The sequence below is a fragment of the Lachnoclostridium sp. genome (assembly GCF_031997925.1).
GTDB lineage: Bacteria > Bacillota > Clostridia > Lachnospirales > Lachnospiraceae > Lachnoclostridium.
On sequence record NZ_DAMADT010000025.1, the window covers coordinates 1 to 19,124 of the forward strand.

The 19,124-nt window shown below is 39.2% G+C and carries 8 protein-coding genes; 7 read left to right on the top strand and 1 reads right to left on the bottom strand.

Going from position 1 to position 19,124, the window contains the following annotated elements:
* The first annotated feature begins 327 nt into the window (after positions 1-327).
* The 7 genes from RTP52_RS14760 (at position 328) to RTP52_RS14790 (ending at position 12,368) form a co-directional block, all read left to right on the top strand.
* A complete protein-coding gene (locus RTP52_RS14760) occupies positions 328-1,869 on the top strand; it encodes a sensor histidine kinase (protein ID WP_312372201.1) in 1,542 nt (513 codons plus the stop codon).
* Positions 1,870-2,044: 175 nt separating this feature from the next.
* Positions 2,045-2,734: a response regulator transcription factor gene (locus RTP52_RS14765; protein WP_312100069.1), complete on the top strand. Its 690-nt coding sequence runs from the start codon at positions 2,045-2,047 to the stop codon at positions 2,732-2,734.
* A gap of 400 nt (positions 2,735-3,134) precedes the next feature.
* On the top strand, positions 3,135-3,383 hold the full coding sequence (locus RTP52_RS14770; RefSeq protein WP_312100067.1) for a TM1266 family iron-only hydrogenase system putative regulator: 249 nt from the start codon (positions 3,135-3,137) through the stop codon (positions 3,381-3,383).
* A 197-nt stretch (positions 3,384-3,580) separates the two neighbouring features.
* A complete protein-coding gene (locus RTP52_RS14775) occupies positions 3,581-4,645 on the top strand; it encodes an ABC transporter substrate-binding protein (protein ID WP_312372204.1) in 1,065 nt (354 codons plus the stop codon).
* A gap of 619 nt (positions 4,646-5,264) precedes the next feature.
* On the top strand, positions 5,265-9,974 hold the full coding sequence (locus tag RTP52_RS14780; protein ID WP_312372206.1) for a fibronectin type III domain-containing protein: 4,710 nt from the start codon (positions 5,265-5,267) through the stop codon (positions 9,972-9,974).
* 334 nt (positions 9,975-10,308) lie between these two features.
* The gene (locus tag RTP52_RS14785; protein WP_312372207.1) at positions 10,309-10,770 is read left to right on the top strand and encodes a pyridoxamine 5'-phosphate oxidase family protein; all 462 of its coding nucleotides are present in this window, start codon (positions 10,309-10,311) and stop codon (positions 10,768-10,770) included.
* Positions 10,771-11,201: 431 nt separating this feature from the next.
* Positions 11,202-12,368 (top strand): serine hydrolase domain-containing protein, encoded by a 1,167-nt coding sequence (locus RTP52_RS14790; protein WP_312372209.1) that lies wholly within the window; start codon positions 11,202-11,204, stop codon positions 12,366-12,368.
* 220 nt (positions 12,369-12,588) lie between these two features.
* Here RTP52_RS14790 and RTP52_RS14795 read toward each other — a convergent pair whose 3' ends face one another.
* Positions 12,589-18,855: an endo-1,4-beta-xylanase gene (locus tag RTP52_RS14795; RefSeq protein ID WP_312372210.1), complete on the bottom strand. Its 6,267-nt coding sequence runs from the start codon at positions 18,853-18,855 to the stop codon at positions 12,589-12,591.
* Positions 18,856-19,124: the final 269 nt, after the last annotated feature.

Below are 19,124 nucleotides of genomic sequence, written 5' to 3' on the forward strand. Positions count from 1 at the left end.
AGGCGAAGTGGAAAATCCACCTCGCCATAAAGTCTAACTTTTAGGGGTCACCTCACAGCTTTGCGTGGTAAGTCCTTTTTAATAGTTTTTATAGATGTTTTTATAGATTGTTTATGTGTAAGCTAGTCTATGATATGTTATAATGAAATGAGGAAATAGTAAAACTTGTTATTTCTTGATAGAATAGAATAAAAAGTTAGGAACATTTAAACACTAACATCGGTAGGATTAAATGTTTATAGTTATCACATTCCATTTAATAGGTGTTACTGTTTTTAATAGGAAGAAAGACCTTTTAGTATGAGACATAGATACGGAGGAAGGAAAGTGAATTTAAAAAACAGACTAAAGATGTCGTTCATAATCATTATTATTCTACCCATATGTCTAGCTGTTATGACCGGTAAGCTAATAATTGAGTACCAGTTAAACTCCATTCAGAAAACCTATGACGTAGAGTTTGATACCATGCAGGTAATAACGAATCCAATACAGATATTAAATCGGGTTACAAGGGATGCCTTTAACAGAATTAAAACAAAAGCAATCAAAACACCTTGGGAATTAGAAGATTTAGAATATATTAAAGCGCTTAATTCAGAACTTCAAGAAAAATATTCTTTCTTAGTTGTCAGAAAGGATCAAGAGATTATCTTTGTAGGTGATTCTGCGAAATTTTCAACGGTAAAGAACAATCTTCCAAGTTATAATAATCATAGCACAGAAGTTGATGGAGGTACTTATATTGGGGGTAAAAATCCCATTTTATTAAAACAACAAGACTTTTTGTATCAGGATGGTTCTGAGGGAACAATATTTGTATTAACAGATGTTGATAATGTTGTTCCACAGATAAAAGCGTCTGCAATTCAAGCCGTAATATCCTTTGTATTAATTATCGTAATAACCGCTTTTATCTTAATTGTATGGCTTTACAGAGGAATTATAAAACCACTTGATGTACTAAAACGTGCTACCAAGGAGATGAAGGAAGGAAATTTAAATTATTCGATTTCTGTAAGAACCAATGATGAGATTGGACAGCTATGTGAAGATTTTGAAGAAATGAGAATTCATCTAAAAGAACTCATTGAAGTAAAGATGCAGTATGAAGAAAACTCGAGAGAGTTATTAAGTAATATATCCCATGACTTAAAGACGCCGCTTACTGCAATCAAAGGATATTCGGAAGGGATTATCGATGGGGTAGCAGATACCCCTGAAAAGCTTGATCGATACGTCAAAACAATTTATACAAAGGCAAATGATATGTCTTCCTTAGTAGATGAATTATCGCTTTATGCAAGGATTGATAATAATACAGTTCCTTATAACTTTAACATAATTGGTATCGATGATTACTTTAGTGATTGCGTAGATGAGCTTAGTTTTGAACTTGAGATTAAGAATATTAAGTTAGAATATGAGAATATGGTATCACCGGAATGTAAAGTAATTGTTGATACAGAGCAATTAAAACGAGTGATTCATAATATTGTAGGAAATGCAGTAAAATACATGGGAAAAGCGGAAGGAACCATTAGGGTAAGGCTAACCGATGCTGGTGATATGGTACAAGTTTCAGTTGAAGATGATGGTTGCGGTATTGCAGCGAAAGACCTTCCGAATATATTTGAACGTTTTTACCGTGCAGATGCATCCAGAAATTCTAAGCAAGGGGGGTCTGGACTTGGCTTAGCGATTGCTAAAAAAGTAATTGAGGAGCATGGCGGTAATATCTGGGCAAAGAGTGAAGTCGGTGTTGGAACAAGCATTATCTTTACCATAATGAAATGGACTGACAAAGAGCGTATTGAGAAGAAACTCTCTAAAATAAAAAAAGGGTTAGTACTTAAAGTAAAAGATTAAGAAAGAAGTGTGAAAAAATAAAAGACAATTTTCACACTGCCTACTACTAAGCAGGCATGTTTTAAGTATGAAAAATAAAAACCAATTTTTATGATTAATGCCAAGGCTAAGCAGGCATTTTGACTAGTTGAGAATAAAGACAATTTTTACACGGTAGCGGAAGAAAGGAGATTTTATGGATAAGATATTAATAGTAGAAGATGAAGCTGCAATTGCAGAACTTGAGAAGGATTATTTAGAGCTATCTGGTTTTGAAGTAGATATTCAAAATACAGGAGATAAAGGTTTAGAAGCGGCTCTTACAGGGGATTATAAGTTAATTATTCTTGATTTAATGTTACCAAACGTGGATGGATTTGAAATTTGTAAGCGTGTAAGAGAGGAAAAGAACATTCCTGTTATTATGGTGTCTGCAAAAAAGGATGACATTGATAAGATTCGAGGACTTGGACTTGGGGCAGATGATTATATGACAAAGCCATTTAGTCCAAGTGAATTGGTCGCAAGGGTGAAAGCGCATTTAGCAAGGTATGAGCGATTGATTGGTACCGGAATGAAGGAAAATGAAATGATAGAAATCCGTGGTATCAAAATTGATAAAACTGCTCGCCGTGTTTATATAAATGGAGAGGAAAAGGCATTTACAACCAAAGAATTTGACTTACTTACCTTTCTAGCACAAAATCCAAATCATGTTTATACCAAGGAAGAACTATTTCAAGAGATATGGGATATGGAGTCAATCGGTGATATTGCTACGGTTACTGTTCATATTAAAAAGATTCGAGAAAAGATTGAAGCAAATACTTCAAAACCACAATACATTGAAACAATCTGGGGTGTTGGATACCGCTTTAAAGTTTGACAGTTGTTAAAATATGCTATATAATGTAGTCGCTGACATAGAAGGAATCACCTGATAAAGAAGCGCAATTTGAAGAGTTTTGTAGACAGAAAAATTAGTTCTGTTTTTAAAGAAAACGATAAAAGCGTAAATCAGGCTTTTGAAAGAAGATGAGGAATTCATCTCAGCTTTCAAAAGCCATTTTTGTTTTAGCTCTTCCCTCTATTTCGGATACTTATTAAAGTAGGAAGAATGTGTTTGAGAATTAGTAAATAAGGTTTCAACCAATCATAGCGAAGGAGTAATAACTTAGGATGCGATGGGTTGAATTGCTTTTTGTCTATGAGACGTTTTAAAGTATCTTTTTTACTGTCCTTCATGGGAGTAGCTTTACTTAATAAAAATTGAAAGGGGGATAATCTTGGATACTAGAATTGCATTAATTGGAATCATAGTGGAGCAGCTTAGTGCATCAGCAGAGGTGAATCATATCTTACATGAATATAGCAGTTATATAATCGGTAGAATGGGCCTTCCTTATAAAGATAAGGATGTCAGTATAATTAGTGTGGTAGTAGATGCAGAAAATAATGTGATTAGTTCTTTATCTGGTAAATTAGGTATGGTGAAGGGAATCAGCGTTAAGACGATGTATTCAAAATCATCATAGTTAAATTACGGATATGAGTAGGTAGCAAGGCTTGGAATTAAGCAGGCTTTACCTCAATTCGCAAGTAAATGGCATACATTTCAGTTTAATTATCAACTAGGCTAATAATGTTGACTGAAATAGTATAATGTTTTTTTGCATTGAAAGTAAATTGCTTATTAATAAAAGGTGTAAAGTGCACCGGAATAGAGGTTTTTATGAAGAAATATAAATATTTGATTCTTACACTTATTTTTAGTATGGTGGTGTTAGCGGGTTGCCAGGCAAAAAAGAATGCAGAGGATAACAATATAACACCAGAGCCAACCAAGGCAGAAGAAATAACAGTAACTCCAACCGAAGAACCAACGAAAGAGGAGGAGAACACTGCTGAGAAAATTACAATGAATATTGCAGCCCTAAAAGGACCAACAGCAATGGGAATGGTAGAGTTGATGGAGAGAGCAGAAAACGGAGAGACTGCAAACAATTATGACTTTACAATCGCTGGAACAGCAGACGAAATCACAACAAACTTAATTAAGGGAGACTTTCAAATTGCTGCAATTCCTTGTAACTTAGCTTCTATTCTATACCAAAACAGTGAAGGGAAGATTCAGGTAGCAGGCATTAATACACTTGGAGTATTATATATTGTTGAAACTGGTGATTCCATAAAAAGTGTAGAAGATTTGAAGGGGAAAACAATTTACTCAACGGGTAAGGGAACAACACCAGAATTTACTCTAAATTATCTCCTTAGTTCTCATGGAATCGATCCAAGTAAGGACGTAACCATTGAATATAAATCCGAAGCAACCGAAGTTGCAGCAATATTAAGTGAAACCGATAATGCAATTGCGATGCTTCCACAACCTTATGTTACCACAGTACAGATGACAAACGATAAAGTAAGAGTGGCTTTGGATGTAACGAAAGAATGGGAAGCATTAAATTCCGATAGTTCTGTAGTTACTGGTGTCGTTGTGGTTAATAAAAAATTTGCTGATGAGAATAAAGAAGCAGTAGAAGCCTTTTTATCTGAGTATAAGGATAGCGTTACTTATGTAAATAGTAATGTGGAGGAGGCTTCTGCCCTAGTTGAAAAGTTCGGTATTGTTAAAGCGCCTGTTGCTAAGCAAGCACTTCCTTATTGCAATATTACATTAATTCGTGGTGAGGAAATGAAAAGTAAAGTGAATGGATATCTAAAGGTACTCTATGATCAAAAGCCGGAATCGGTGGGTGGAAAATTACCGGAGGAAGGATTTTTTTGGGAGTAGAGAAAGATAGTATTTTAAATAAAGTGGTACCAGAGTGAGAGAAAGATTATATTCTTAAAAGAAACTCAAAAGAAACTAGCGAGAGAGTTAGTTTCGTTGAGTTTCTTTTTTATTTTGAGGTAATTATGTTAAGCAGTTTAGTTTAATAAATATTTTTAGTACTTTGATAATTGCAAACTCCGATCTTCATGATTATTTATCCTTTTGGGTAACCTACAGCGTATTAATTATAGTAACTATCGGGAATATAAGATAAATATATCTTGTATTATGTTAAAAGCCATAGAAAAATTAATATTAAAATACATATAAAGAATTACTACAAAATATGTAGAAAGATTGCACAAAAGTAAAAGCTTATTATAAAAAAAGATATGCAAAATTCACAAGTAATATCTTTACAAAATAGATAAAATATGTTATATTTTAATAGAAGTTTTGTGTTACAAAATGTAAGCACTTACATTTTGTAAAGGATTTATATTTCTGATTATTTTGTATTTTTGTGTTGTAAACGGTTACAATGCTTTAAAAGTATGTAGTTTTATAATTAATTTATTTATCAAACTATGTAAACGGTTACAACATAAAATATATGAAAATTTAAAGGAGGGTAATAATGTTTTATATTCAGAGGAACATGAAAAGCAAAATCCTTGCATGTTTACTGGCTGTTGTTATGGTTTTCACGGTAATTGCGCCAGTGAGCATTACATATGCAGAGGAAGTGAATGAAGAGGAAACAGCATACGTTCAAGAGGATCCTGCTGTGGAAAGCCTAGAGGCTGATGATAGCCTACCAGAGGGATTTGAGGTAATGGATGTGAACGTAGCTTCTGGGGGAGGAATAACAGTACCAGAAGATATGGGGAATGTTTCTAATAATGAAGTTAATCTAAAAGATGGTTTAATGGCTGGGACTGTGTATGGTGGTGAGGCTGGCATCACAGTGATGCAAGAGATGACTTATAAAAATACATCATTAGAGGTCGAAGGAGTTACTTATCCTGGCTATATACAGGGGAAAGATAATCCAACCCCTAACGCGGGTGCTATTCCTACCGCAGGAGCTGTCGTTAAGGTTAGTCCGACAGTAGGAGGAGAATTTACGATTATTGCGAAAGGAACTGGGGGAAAAATATTTTATGTTGTAAAACAAGATGGAACTATTGTAGAAGATAAAGGAACGAATGATCCTTATCTTAAGAAAAGTTACGAAATAAAAGCAGGAGAAACTTATTACTTTTATGGGCAAGGAACAAAGATTTCTATCTATAGTATGTCATTTAAGAAATCTTCCGTAAAGCATGATATTGATCTTACTGCAGGACTTAAGACTGGTACTAATTATTATGGTATAGAAGTTCTTGAGGATATGCCATATAAGGCTGGTTCTAGTACAATTGAGGGGGTACCCTATACAGGTTCCGTAGCAGGAATTAATAATCCGAGCCCTAAGGGAGGAAAAGTCCCTACTTCAGGTTCCGTTGTTAAGGTCACTCCGGAAGAGGATGGTAAATTTACAGTTGCATTTAAGCTAAATGTTGGGAAAAAGTATTATTTTGTTGATGATAGTAATATTATTTCTGAATATACAGCAGTTGCTGAAGAATTTATGGCTAAAACATTCGATGTATCAGCAGGAAAGTCATATTACTTCTATGGTAATGATACTAAAATTGCAATTTATGGTTTATCTATCATCTACGGTGATGATTCTGTTGGTTGGGGAGATATAGAAGCCCCATCAATCAATAACGTGACAGTAATTGAAGGTAAGATCACAGTAGAATTTTCTGGTAAGGTTGGAAACGGTTATGCGGACTCTATTACTATTGAGATGTACGAAGGTGGTACGCTTAAGAAAATAGAAAAGAGATCTGCACCAGGAGTTAATGGAACGGTTGACTTTACACCAGATGCCAGTGGAAACTATCAGTTTAGAGCGATATTATCCAGAGGTCAAGAAGTAGATAAAATCAGTGAAATGTCACAAGAATATGGGTTTGTTTTACCACTTGCAAAACCCAAAATTGAATTTGTTAGTAATGCAGGAAATGGTTCTATTAAGATAGTTTGGAATAAGGTGGCAGAGGCTAGCGGATACCAAGTATTAATTAGTGATGATGGTAATACATTTGAGAAGAAATTAGAAACAGAATCAACTAAGGCAACACTTACTGGACTATCTATAGGTGCTACTTATTACATTAAAATAAAAGCAGTTCGTGGTAGTGATAATAAAGAATCTGAATCTGATATCGTTTCTAAAGTTGTTGATGCGATATCTGAAACAAGTTGGAAGTTCAGTGCATTTGGAAGTGGTGTTGATAAGAAGACAAACGGATACGATGATTCCGTAGATGGTGTAGTGAAAGTGTGGAGTAATGAAGGTAAGGGTAAGTTGGTTCCAGCTTCCACTGATGGGTTAGCGTTCTATTATACAATGGTAGATGCAGATGAAAACTTTAAGCTATCTGCAACTGTCAAGGTAGATAATTGGAAATTGTCAAATGGACAAGAAGGCTTTGGATTAATGGCTGCGGATGCGGTAGGAAAGAATGAAGATCCAACCACATTCTGGAATAACTCTTATATGGCGTCTGTTACAAAAGTTGAGTATTTATGGGATACAGAACAAGAGAGTGTATCTGATGCCGGTGAAAAGATCACAATGAAATTAGGAGTTGGGGCACAGGAAAAAATCGGTGTTACTCAGGAAAAGCTTGATTTGATGAATCAGCCTAATAGTGGTATTACCTCTGTTCCTGGATTTTCATCAACAATGACAACATTGGAGACTAGTTGTGCTAAAAATGGTGCTGGTACTTACAATATTGTAAAGAATTATACAAATGATGGACTTTCCACAGAAGATATCGCCATGGATGAGTTTAGATTAACTATCCAGAGGGATAACACAGGGTATCGTATTAGTTTTGTTGATTATGAAGGTAATATTCAAAGTGAGACTTTCTATGATGTAGATCGCGTTGCATTAAGTGGGATTGATAAAGATAATATTTACGTTGGATTCTTTGCATCAAGGAATGCAAGTATTACTGTAACAGACATTGAATTATCGACTTCAGATCCTGCTACAGACCCACCAGCTGAAGAACGCCCAATCAAGAAGGTAACACCAATTTATAAGGTAGTTTCTGCAAAGGCGGTAGGTACTTCTGATTATGATTTAGTATATCGTGGAAATGCAGACGGTGTTTTGACAATTACAGACTCTTTAGGCAAAATTATTACTAAAGAAGAGCATGTTACAGCGAATACGAACGTTTCGAAGAGAGTTAGCTTAAACAAAGGAAATAATATATTTACGATTACATTTACACCAGATGAGGATTATATACCAGGCGAATATAAGATATTAAAAGATTATGATACAAGAACATTTACTCATTCTGTAGTATATAAAACTTATGGTAAAGAAGGACAGACGATTTATGTATCGCCTCTAGGAACAACCAATGGCTCAGGTACTAAAGCAAATCCATTGGATATTTATACAGCTGTTAAACATGTTCAGCCAGGTCAAACCATCGTATTAGCTGGTGGAAGATATAGTTTGAATAGAACTATAACAATTGAAAGAGGAATTAGTGGAACAGCAGATAAGAAGATTTATATGGTAGCAGACCCTAACAGCTCAGAACGTCCAGTATTTGATTTTAATGGTGCTTGCGCGGGAATGGTATTAGTAGGTGACCATTGGTACTTTAAGGGATTTGATGTTACGAGATCTAAAGATGCACAAAAGGGCATCCAATTGTCAGGAAGCAATTGTACTTTAGATCAAGTTAATACCTATTACAACGGAAACACAGGTGTCCAGATAAGTAGGTATCAAGATTTTGATGACAAGGATTTCTGGCCTTCGAATAACTTAGTATTAAATTGTACCTCTTACGGTAATGCGGATAAGGGTTATGAGGATGCTGATGGATTCGCAGCAAAGTTAACTATTGGTGAAGGCAATGTATTTGATGGATGTATTGCTTATAATAACGCAGACGATGGATGGGACTTATTTGCCAAAGTAGAGACTGGCCCGATTGGAAAGGTAATAATTAAAAATAGCGTTGCATACGGAAATGGATATTTACCTAACGGAACCAATGCAGGTAACGGAAATGGTTTCAAGTTGGGCGGAGAAAGTATTACTGGACGCCATGAATTAATTAACAGTGTTTCATTTAACAATAAGGCAAAGGGAATTGATTCTAATAGCTGTCCAGACATACGAGTATATCAATCGACATCTTTCAATAATGGAAAAAATAATATAGCGTTTTATACAAATAATTCCCCAACCACAGACTTTTTTGCTGACGGAATTTTATCCTATAAGACTGAGTTTTTAAAAGAAAACGAAAACATATTAGAAGAAAAACAGGATTCTAATAAAATGTTCGGAGCAACAAACTATTATTGGAAGGATGGAAGATCAACGAATAGTTTAGGTGAAGAAGTTGCTGTTGACTGGTTTGTGGATATTGATACAACTATAGCAATTGGAAGAAACGAAGATGGAACAATCAGAATGAATGGTTTGCTAGAATTAACTGATAAGGTACCAGAAGGTGTAGGTGCTAGAATGAAAGGCGCACCATCCGAAGTTGTTGTTATTGGACCTGAAGTTCCTGAAATCGTAACACCACCAACTACTGAGACACCATCAGGAACACCTGTACCAACAGTATCTCCAACGCCAACAGCTACACCAACTCCAGAGTTGACAAATGAAGAGATTCTTGAGCACTTAACACCAAAGCGTACAGGTTCTCTCTATGTTGGTGGCAATAGTTCTAACCTTGGATGGTTTGGTTTAAAACTTCCGAAGAACGTTGTAAAAGTAACGAACTTTGATAAAGAAACATTAAGTAATCTTGAAGAAGGTCTTGTACCGATTACAGTTACTTATAAATCAAATAAACCAGGTATTATAACAGTAAAACAAAATGGTCGCCTCATTGCGAAAGAATCTGGTGTTGCTATTATTACAGCCACTGTAACAATGCAGGATGGTACGAGGGAAGTTTATACTAGAAAGATATCTGTGAAAAAGGCAACCATAGACTTTGTGGAAAGTACTGTACGTATGAAAGTGGGAGAAGAAGCGGTATTCGAAATTAAAGTAAATGGATTGGATGAAGATAGTATCATCTGGAAGTCAAGTAAAAAAGATGGTGCAGTTGTAAAGAAGAATTCAGGAAGTACGACTGCAACTGTTAAGGCAGTTTCTCCAGAAACAGATTGGATTTATGTAATCGTAGATGGAGTTAAGAAATCAATTAAAGTTATTATTGAAGAGTAAGTTATCTTACTATCATCAAAAAAGAAGTACGCAAACCTAAAGGCGTACTTCTTTTTTTCGGTGAGCCCAGCATGGGCGCATTCTCAAGGGAAGCTTGTGAAGCATACTTTTTCTTATTTAAAGGAATAACTTCAGTTATCTATAAATTAAAAACGCTCAGAGGGTTGCAATCCACCTAATGGGTATCGATGAAAAGTCATCGAATCAAGATAGGGCTTAAGCGTGTGGTGGGGCACATTTTCTATATATATTTAAGTAAGTACTTGGCATATTTGAAAATAGAAGTTAGAATAAAAACATTACTTCTACTACTATTAAATAATTGGAGGATTATATGAGAAAAGCAGATCGTGAAATTAAAGACTTTAATGAAGTTGTTGATGTGTTAGAGCGTTGTGATACGATTCGTATCGGAATTTTTGGAGAAGAGTATCCCTATGTCGTACCGTTATCGTTTGGATATGAAGTAATAGACAATAAAATCATATTATATGTACATGGTGCGAAAGAAGGGAAAAAGCATGACCTTATAGGAAGAAACAGTAAGGTGTGTATAGAAGCAGACATCTGTCATCGCTTTACTGATACAGGACATAGTGTCACCCGCGAATACGAAAGTATCATTGGGTATGGTGAGGCAGTTAAGGTGTTTGATCAAGAAGCAATAAAAGGGCTTGAATTACTTGTAGCTCATTGTGGATTTGACGGGTATCCCATTAATGAGGAAGCTCTAAAGGTGATGACAATTTATCAAATTACATTGGAATATGTGACTGGAAAGAGAAGATTTGTTTAAGGGAGCATGAAAAGCTTCCTATAATCAATATTATATTTAATAATACTAATTTACTTGAGTTTCTGCAGATTTACCCACAGAGTCTCGAATTTATGACTACTTCTATAAACAACTAATTATACAATATTGCTCAGATCAGTCGAAAGACTGATCTTTAATAATTAGCGGATAAAATCGAACACCTAAAAAAACCACAGAGTACAAGTTTAATGCTTGTCAGATGGCAAGGATGCGGTCACAAATGAGCCAAAATTATTTAGTGATATAAAGCTTGTTAATAGAAATCAATACTTTTTCATAGTTTACTTTCTAGGCCTAAAAATGTATAATATTAGAATATATTTACATGTAAAAAAATACAAATAACCTTTTAATATGAGTTATGAATTCTACTCAGTTCGACTTTTACAATTCAAAAGGAGGTAGTGAATATGATCAGCTTTAAGACGGAATTTACACCGGAAGATGTTGGGTATGACGAGGAGAGGATAGTAAAACTGAACCATTTTTTTGAGGATTTGACAGAAAGAAAGATATTGCTCTCTGCAAATTATTGTTTGGCTAGGGACGGCAAGGTATTTGCCAACAATGCAGTCGGTAAGCTCTCTTTTCGGGAAGAGGACACAAGAGAGTTAAGACCGGACACCATTCAGCGGATTGCTTCCATTACTAAGCTGATTACTGCAACCGCTATCTGGCAGTTAGCGGAGGATGGAAAATTAAGAGTAAGTCAAAGGGTTGGGGAATTCATTGAAGAGTTTGATACAAAACCTTTTAATGAAATCACAATCGCACATCTGCTATCCCATACCTCGGGGTTTCAGGCAGATGAAGGATGCTTCGAAAATAAATATTTTGTACCACCATGGGCATTTATCGAACATGACAAGGGTATGAACTGGATAGCTGCTTCTTTGAGAAGTGGAATACGGAAAAAACCTGGGGAAGAATGGGCTTATTGCAGTTTTGGTTATGTAATACTTGGAGAAATTATTACAAGAGTCAGCGGACAATTTGCCAATGATTATATTACCGAGCATATTATTAAGCCTTGTGGTATGAAGGATTCCGGTTTTAGCTATGATAACAAGGAAGTTGTAAGCAGAACCAATATCCCAAATGAGCGTAGTGAAAAGTTTATTAATGATATACTGAATGGACAACAAAGTACAGAGGAACAAGACAGCTTCTGGTCGAAGATACCTGGTACAGGTGGAGGCATGTATTCCACAGCATATGATTTATGCCGCTTTGGTACTATGCTATTGCAGGGAGGGTATATCGATGGAACCAGAGTAATTGGGCGAAAAGCAATAGAAAAAATGTCCGCACTTTATACAGCACCTCATATTAAGGATTATTGCTGGAATGCGGGCGGACTTTATCGCCAGTATGGTTTAGGACCTGATATGCGCTGTAATGAAGGTAGTTTATATACTCAGGGAACCTTCTTCCATGAGGGAGCCGGCGGATGCTGCCTCATTATTGATCCTACAGAAAAACTGGTTGCTGCTTGGTTTGTTCCGTTCGTAAATGGTGTTTGGTCTGGAGAAGCCTTATACAACGCGGCAGCAGTGATGTGGTCAGGATTAAAGTAAGAATGAAATACATACGTCATCAATTTGAAGTTATCTCACATATTTGATTGATAAAATTATTTAGCAATTTTTACACCTCATAGTGATTTGTTTACGAGACTAGCACTAGGAGGCTTTTCTATAGTTTTCTTCTCTTCATAGCAAAGCCCCGCACCTATTCCATACGGAACTGATGCGGGGCTTATGCAATACTAGGAGTCCTTTTGGTTAACGAAACCTGTTACTTCACGATACGGCACTCGCGGACTTTAGTGTTGCCCTTGGTGTCGACATAGACCTTGTGCGGGCCTACCTCATAGGTGCCAACGGCGTTATTATTGATGGTGAGAGTCACAGTATACGTCTTCCTCAAACCAGTGGCATAGACGTCAGTCACTGTGATTGTAAGTTCGTTCGTATTTCCTATAAGCTTCTTAACAAACGCTGTTGGAGTGCTACTGATAATGCTTGTGAATGGATTGGAGAACGAATGGTGGATCGGAGCCGCAATCATATAACCAGCGGCATCACGCAGGCGCATGATGTATATATTACAAACTTCTCCTTTATCTTTTGTTACATTGTTAAATGTCACTTCAACTGATTTGTTATCATCTGCCCATGCAAGCGAGAAGTCATCGGAGAAATCAAATCCGATACCGAAATCGCCTTTGTACATAGGCTCACTGAATGCAATCATCAGTTTATCGCCAGCATCAAGATTCGTCAGATCATTCAAACTGAAATTCGTAGTTGCACTAAAGTTGGTAGTTGTCGCCGGGCGTAATGGGCGAGATCCGTCATCTGTCAAGCTGTTTGGATACAGAGGCCAGTTCGGCGAAGGACCGATCTTTTGTACCGCTGCCGACGCGTTCCAACTGACAGTTTCCTGATTGTTCGCAAGCTTAGACTTGTCGATGGAAATCTCAAACGTGTAGCCAGGCATGGCTTCCATCTGCAGCTTTTTCATTGTAACTACATTGAAAGCGTTATTTAGTATGCGATTGTTCTCATTCGGGTTAGTTGTTACGCCATAATTGAGAATCCAAGCCTGTTCAGTGTCCTCCTGGAGGGACTTTGTCAGCTTATTGCCATCTGCGTAAACTTCTACCATATCTTTATTAATCTTACTGGTAAATCCATACATAACAGCCGCGCCGTTGTCATTCTTAGCGGTGCCGTGTCGCAGTGCGGTAGCTACGTCTATGCCTTGGAAGTACACAGTCTTGCCATCCTTTGCGGCACCAACAGTCGTAATTTGGTAACGCCCTATCTTTACTTGATCCGCTGTTAGGTTAAACACAGCTATGCCGCCAACTACATTTGCTATCCATTCAGACTCTGTCGGCTTGTTGTCTGCATTAAGAATCGTCAATTTAACCTGCCCGGCATCTGAATGAACCTTGATTGTTGCAGGGATGCCTTCGGTGACAATTTCGTTTTCGGTCCATAGCGTGTATTTGCCTGGACGAGACCAACGAATGTAGGAGCTGTCAATATCGTAAGGGAAAATCGACATATCTGAAATATTAGCATAGGTTCCTATTCCATAGCTTGGCGGGTTGCTATTAGGGTAGAGATTTCTGACTTCAAGTGACTTTCCGCTAAATGCATTGTCCATAATTGCTAACATGAACGGAACATCTCTGTCCTGTATTGCATGTGCTCCGTCGCGTGTACGTACAGCGATGTTACCGCCGTTACCTAAGAACTCGTAGACTTCCTTAGCAGCAAACATATCCATTACTGAGGACGGCGGGGTCGTCCAGTCGAAATTATTATCTGCGGTAAACGCGATAAGTGGTCTAGGTGCTACCAGAGCCTCAACGGCATGCGCGTCAAAAGGTAAATAATCCATATCTATCTGTTGTTGGAATCCAGCCGCTGTTCCAAGACCCAGCCAGGTAGATTCACCGTTATACTGAATACTGTTTAAACCTTTCTGGTTCCTGCGATAGATACGGTCTAGTGGTGAATTATAGTAGAATAATTTTCCTTCGGCAGTATAACGGAAGCTAGATGCACCGGATTGTCCACAATCGACAGGCGCTGCTGCACCAACACGATCGTCCATAGCTGCTGCCATCAGAGCATATTTGCCGTTAATGGATACGCCTGTTGTGATGGACTTATACGGGTTGATGTTCCATTGATTCTTACCGCCATTCGCTGTTTTGCTGATCTCCATCGCGTCTATGATACGGGAGACAGTCCATGCCGCTGTCATAATTGAGCCTGTATTGAAATTGTAATCGTAGGCGTTAAACGGATAAAGATTATAGTAGTTTCCGGATCTGTTTCCCAAAAAACCACCGCCCCAGTTGGTGACGTTAATTACTGCGTAACCGTTCTGGGTTGCCATTGACGTCTGACCGAAACCAAAGGCGATAATAACTGGCCAGCCGCCTTCGGGCGCTGTACCAGTAGGAACAGTTACGGTACCAAGGCTTCCGGTCACGCTTCTGCCATTATCATTTATAGTGACATTGACCTGGTTCGCAGCGGTATTCACCGTAATACAATTCTTTGCTGTCGGATAATATCTGCCGTAGTAATAGTATTGAATCAAATCTCTGAGTTCGGCCTTACGTGACGTCCAATCAACCGTGGTTCCAACCCGGCCATTGGTACCTGCATTAGGATCCAAGAACTGGAACAGATCGTTTAAGCCTGATGATTTTGGTAAGTTGGTTATATTCTGAGGGAAATATCTTCGAGGGGGTGTAGGTTGCAATGCGGTCTTATCAACTTTTGCATTTACAATTACATTCTTCTGATTGGCTTCAATCCCTATTTTATTGACTTTAACTCCAAGTGTACCTGTTTTGGTAATGCCTGTGAGCGCAAGCTCATATATTGTGTCGCTTATTTTTGTAAGAAGGCCCTTCTGAGCTAAGGAACTTGCGTAGTTAGATACAGCAGCAGGAGTTCCAGGTAGTAGAATGATGTCATCTGCCGACAAACTTGCTACAGCTGCATTAAATGTTAGTCTTATTGCAGTACTATTGCTCACAAATGCATTACCGCCAACGTTTGCTACAGTAAAGGCAATCAAATTTCTATGAATATCAACGACCTTTACTGTATTGTCTACGCCGTCCTTTGTAATTTTGAGATTAACGTTTCCTTCCATAGTAACTCCACTGATAGCAAGGTTGTATTTTGTATCGTTCGAGCCGTCCACTACAGTCAATGCGCCTAATGTTGCATTAGCGGTGCCTGCTGTGAGGGTGATGTCGGTGGCTACCAATCCCGGTACCGGTTTATCAAAGGTTAGTGCAATAGAATTGGAACTAGTGGTATTTGCGACACCATTTGCTATTGCGGTATATGTTGTGGTTGGAGGTGCCGGCCAGTTAACTAACAGCTGATCGGGTGCTCCGGTACCGATCTTCTCCACCTTAATTGAGTTAATAGAGAAGGCGTTACCGCCAGCTCCACCACGGATAGCGATGTTACCAATTAGTCCATTTGCAGCCTGAGAACCGTCTAGCTTGATTTCAGTAACTAAACTGTAGGTTCCACCAGCCACCATGCCGCTGTTGAAGTACGCAGGAATTCTAGGTGACACCATGCTAGGATTTAAACTAGTGTTATATGGAGGAGAGCTGACAACCGATCCGTCTGCAGTGGTATATCCACCGTTTGTGTTGTCTTTGACCCAACGCACACGAATGGCTGATGTACCTACTGATGTGTAGTTAATGGTGAGACGGTATGCCACGTCCTTCTCAGGAGTAAATGCCACTTTGCCATCCTCTGATGCTATCGACCAAGGCCACTTTGATGCGTCGTTGCTCAAGATAATATTCGCACCTGACCATCCGTCTCCTTTGCCTGCATCATAGACGAAGACGCCGTCAACTGGCTTTATCTCCGGTTTTGGATCAGTATCAATGTATTTATGTCCCGCAAGAAATGCTTCGGGATCCAGAACTGCTACTAAGGCTTGTTTTCCTAATCCTGCCGATGTAAATAGCAGTGCATATTCGCCAGCGCGCCAACCGGTGGTAGCGTCTCTAACGCCGCAAATACTCACGCGATCGATTACCTTCGGATTACTCGTGTTATTAGCTGGGCCCGTAGCATATTTTTTAAAAATCTGGAACAACTCAGCATACTTCATTGCCTGGTTGTTCTCATTATCCGAGGTGAGAGTTCCGACAGGTGGGCATCCGATATCCATCTCTGTAATATTTAGTTTGACACCAGGGAGTGTCGCAAACAGTTTGATGGAGTTTTCTACATTTGTAACGTTTGTAGTGAGATTATCATGTTCTTGCATACCGATGACCTCAATCAGTTTTTTCCCGTTCGGGCGTACTCCTTCATAACGTTCGTTAATGCTCTTGACCATCTCGTAGACTGCGCGTGCTTTGTTTGGAGAATCAAGACCGAAATCGTTATATATCAACTTGCAATTCCAATCCGGATGACTGTCAACAACTTCGGCAGCTTTTAAGAATGCGAGTTCAACCCAGTCTGAGCCAAGTGCCATATACCAGCCTTCCCCTTTCGCCAATGAGGCTTTCCAGTCGCTCGGGTTTGCGGTACCGATGGCTTCATTCACTACATCGATTCCTTCAAGACGTCCTCCGTAGTAGCCGAGTACATTTTCTATATGATTATTTAAATTGGCCAATGCGGTGGCTCTGTCGTAGGTACCTGGTTGTCCGTATCTAGCAGGTGGTGCGTCCCACATCCACGTTGGTGACTGCGAATGCCATGCAAGCGTATGTCCGTAGAATAGCATGTTCGGGTTCCTACTTATAAGATTGCTAAACGCGGTGTCCGCGCTGTTGTATGTAAAAGTTCCTTTGACATTTTGTGTATTTTCTGGCTTCATCTCATTGCCAGGTGCATACGCTGCAAAATTGTAAACTAAGGCATTCATCTCGCCCGCGCCGAAAATACCCATGGTGAAATAATCCCTGTAGACGTCTTTCAGTGCAGGATATTTATCATAAGGCTGACCTGCGGCAGGGATCTCGGTGCTTATGTACTTAGTTGGATCAAGAACGGCCTTGAAAGCTTCTTTCGCGCGTAAATTCTTGTCAAAGAGCAAAGGGAAGGTTGATGCACGCCAACTATCAGCGTCGTTTGTTCCCCAGAAGGTAACACGCTCGATGCGGCCCTTTCCTCCATTTGCTGGGCCTGCAGCATTCCTCTTATAGACATCAAAGAGTTGTGCGTACTTAACGGCCTGGCTATAAGCCTGAGCTTCGGTGAGACTACCCGAATTTAAGTATGTAATGTCTAGCTCGGTAACACTAATAGAGACGCCGGGAAGAGTTGAAAAGAGATTTATCGAGTTCTCGACGTTAGCTACGTTGGTGTTCTCGTTATAGTGTCCTTGCATACCGATACCCTCGATAAGTGGCTTGCCGTTTGGACGTCTTCCGGCATAACGCTCGTTGATGTCCTTAACCATTTTATACACAGATGCTGCCTTGTCGGCATAGTCGAGGTTGAAATCATTGTAGTAAAGTTTACAGTTCCAACCGTTGGAGTCAACAATCTCAGCCGCCCGAAGGAATGCGTCTTCAACCCACTCTGAACCAAGAGCAGTGTACCAACCCTCATTGTTTCTTAGATTCTGCCGCCAGTCGGCATTGTTCATACCGTCGGCCATGGCCTCGTTAACGACATCGATACTGTAAAGGTTTGCACCATAACGGCCCAAAACATCCGTAATGTGTGCGTCTAAATTGGTTTTCGCATCTGCAGCAGGCAGAGGGGTCGGTGAACCCCACATCCAGGTAGGAGACTGTGAGTGCCAAGCCAGAGTGTGGCCGATCAAACTAAAGCCAGAAAGCTTAGCGAACTGATCGTCTAGGGTGCTATATGTAAATACATCCTTGGCACTTTGTACACTCGAGGGCTTCATCTCGTTCTCGGGCGTAAATGTGTTGAAATGATATTTGATTATATCAAGCTTGTCACCGGACATCCGGTAATTGCTCGATGCCACGCCAACGAGGAAATAATCTTTGTAGACATCCTTTAGTGGCGGATAACTTTTGTAATCCGGAGCTACGTTTTCAACATGAATTAATCTCTGCGAGATCTTGATATTATCGATATACCACACGTCGGGATGCTTCGCTGCTTCGTTTACAACGAAACGGAAGTCGAGACTCTTTAGTGTCTCGTTCAGGCCACCTTCCGGTGTGGTTATACTAACCTCTTTCCATGTCTCTGTACTAATTGTGCCGAAGTCAGCCGGGAATTTGGTCACGCCTGTTGATCCTGCATAATCGCCACTCAGGACGATGCCCGGACCTACAAGTGCATCTTTGCCCTCGTTGCCTACGGCTGGGACAAAGACACTATACGAAATAGTGTAAACGGCGTTTTTAGCCAATGGCTCTGGAAATGTCAGACGGATGGCGTTGTTAGCGCCGGTATAGTCAGTCGAGGTAGACAGGTGGATACCCTTAAGTGCGAAATTATCACCATTACCGAATTCAGAAACCCATTCAATTACGGCATTGGCTGTGTTGGACACGCTAAAAGCGCTACCCCACTTGGTATTGTCGTCAGTATGGAAGGTTATAGAGATATCGCTAGTAGTCGCACCATCAGAGACTGGGGTTGGTGTAGGTGTAGGTGTTCCGCCACCTGAGACCGCCGTCTGGGTGATAACAATGCTGTTAATTGTAAAGTCGTCGGTTGTTCCTTCCGACTGGATACGAACGGTCTTCTCGGTCTGTAACTGTTCATAGGTGAAGGTCTTTTCAAGTGAGAAAGTTCCCGCTGTATCGACAAGCTGAGACA

What these genes read in the sequence shown, in the direction of transcription:
- RTP52_RS14780 (WP_312372206.1), top strand. Translation starts at nt 5,265, where the DNA reads ATGTTTTATATTCAGAGGAACATGAAAAGCAAAATCCTTGCATGTTTA.
- RTP52_RS14785 (WP_312372207.1), top strand. Translation starts at nt 10,309, where the DNA reads ATGAGAAAAGCAGATCGTGAAATTAAAGACTTTAATGAAGTTGTTGAT.
- RTP52_RS14775 (WP_312372204.1), top strand. Translation starts at nt 3,581, where the DNA reads ATGAAGAAATATAAATATTTGATTCTTACACTTATTTTTAGTATGGTG.
- RTP52_RS14790 (WP_312372209.1), top strand. Translation starts at nt 11,202, where the DNA reads ATGATCAGCTTTAAGACGGAATTTACACCGGAAGATGTTGGGTATGAC.
- RTP52_RS14765 (WP_312100069.1), top strand. Translation starts at nt 2,045, where the DNA reads ATGGATAAGATATTAATAGTAGAAGATGAAGCTGCAATTGCAGAACTT.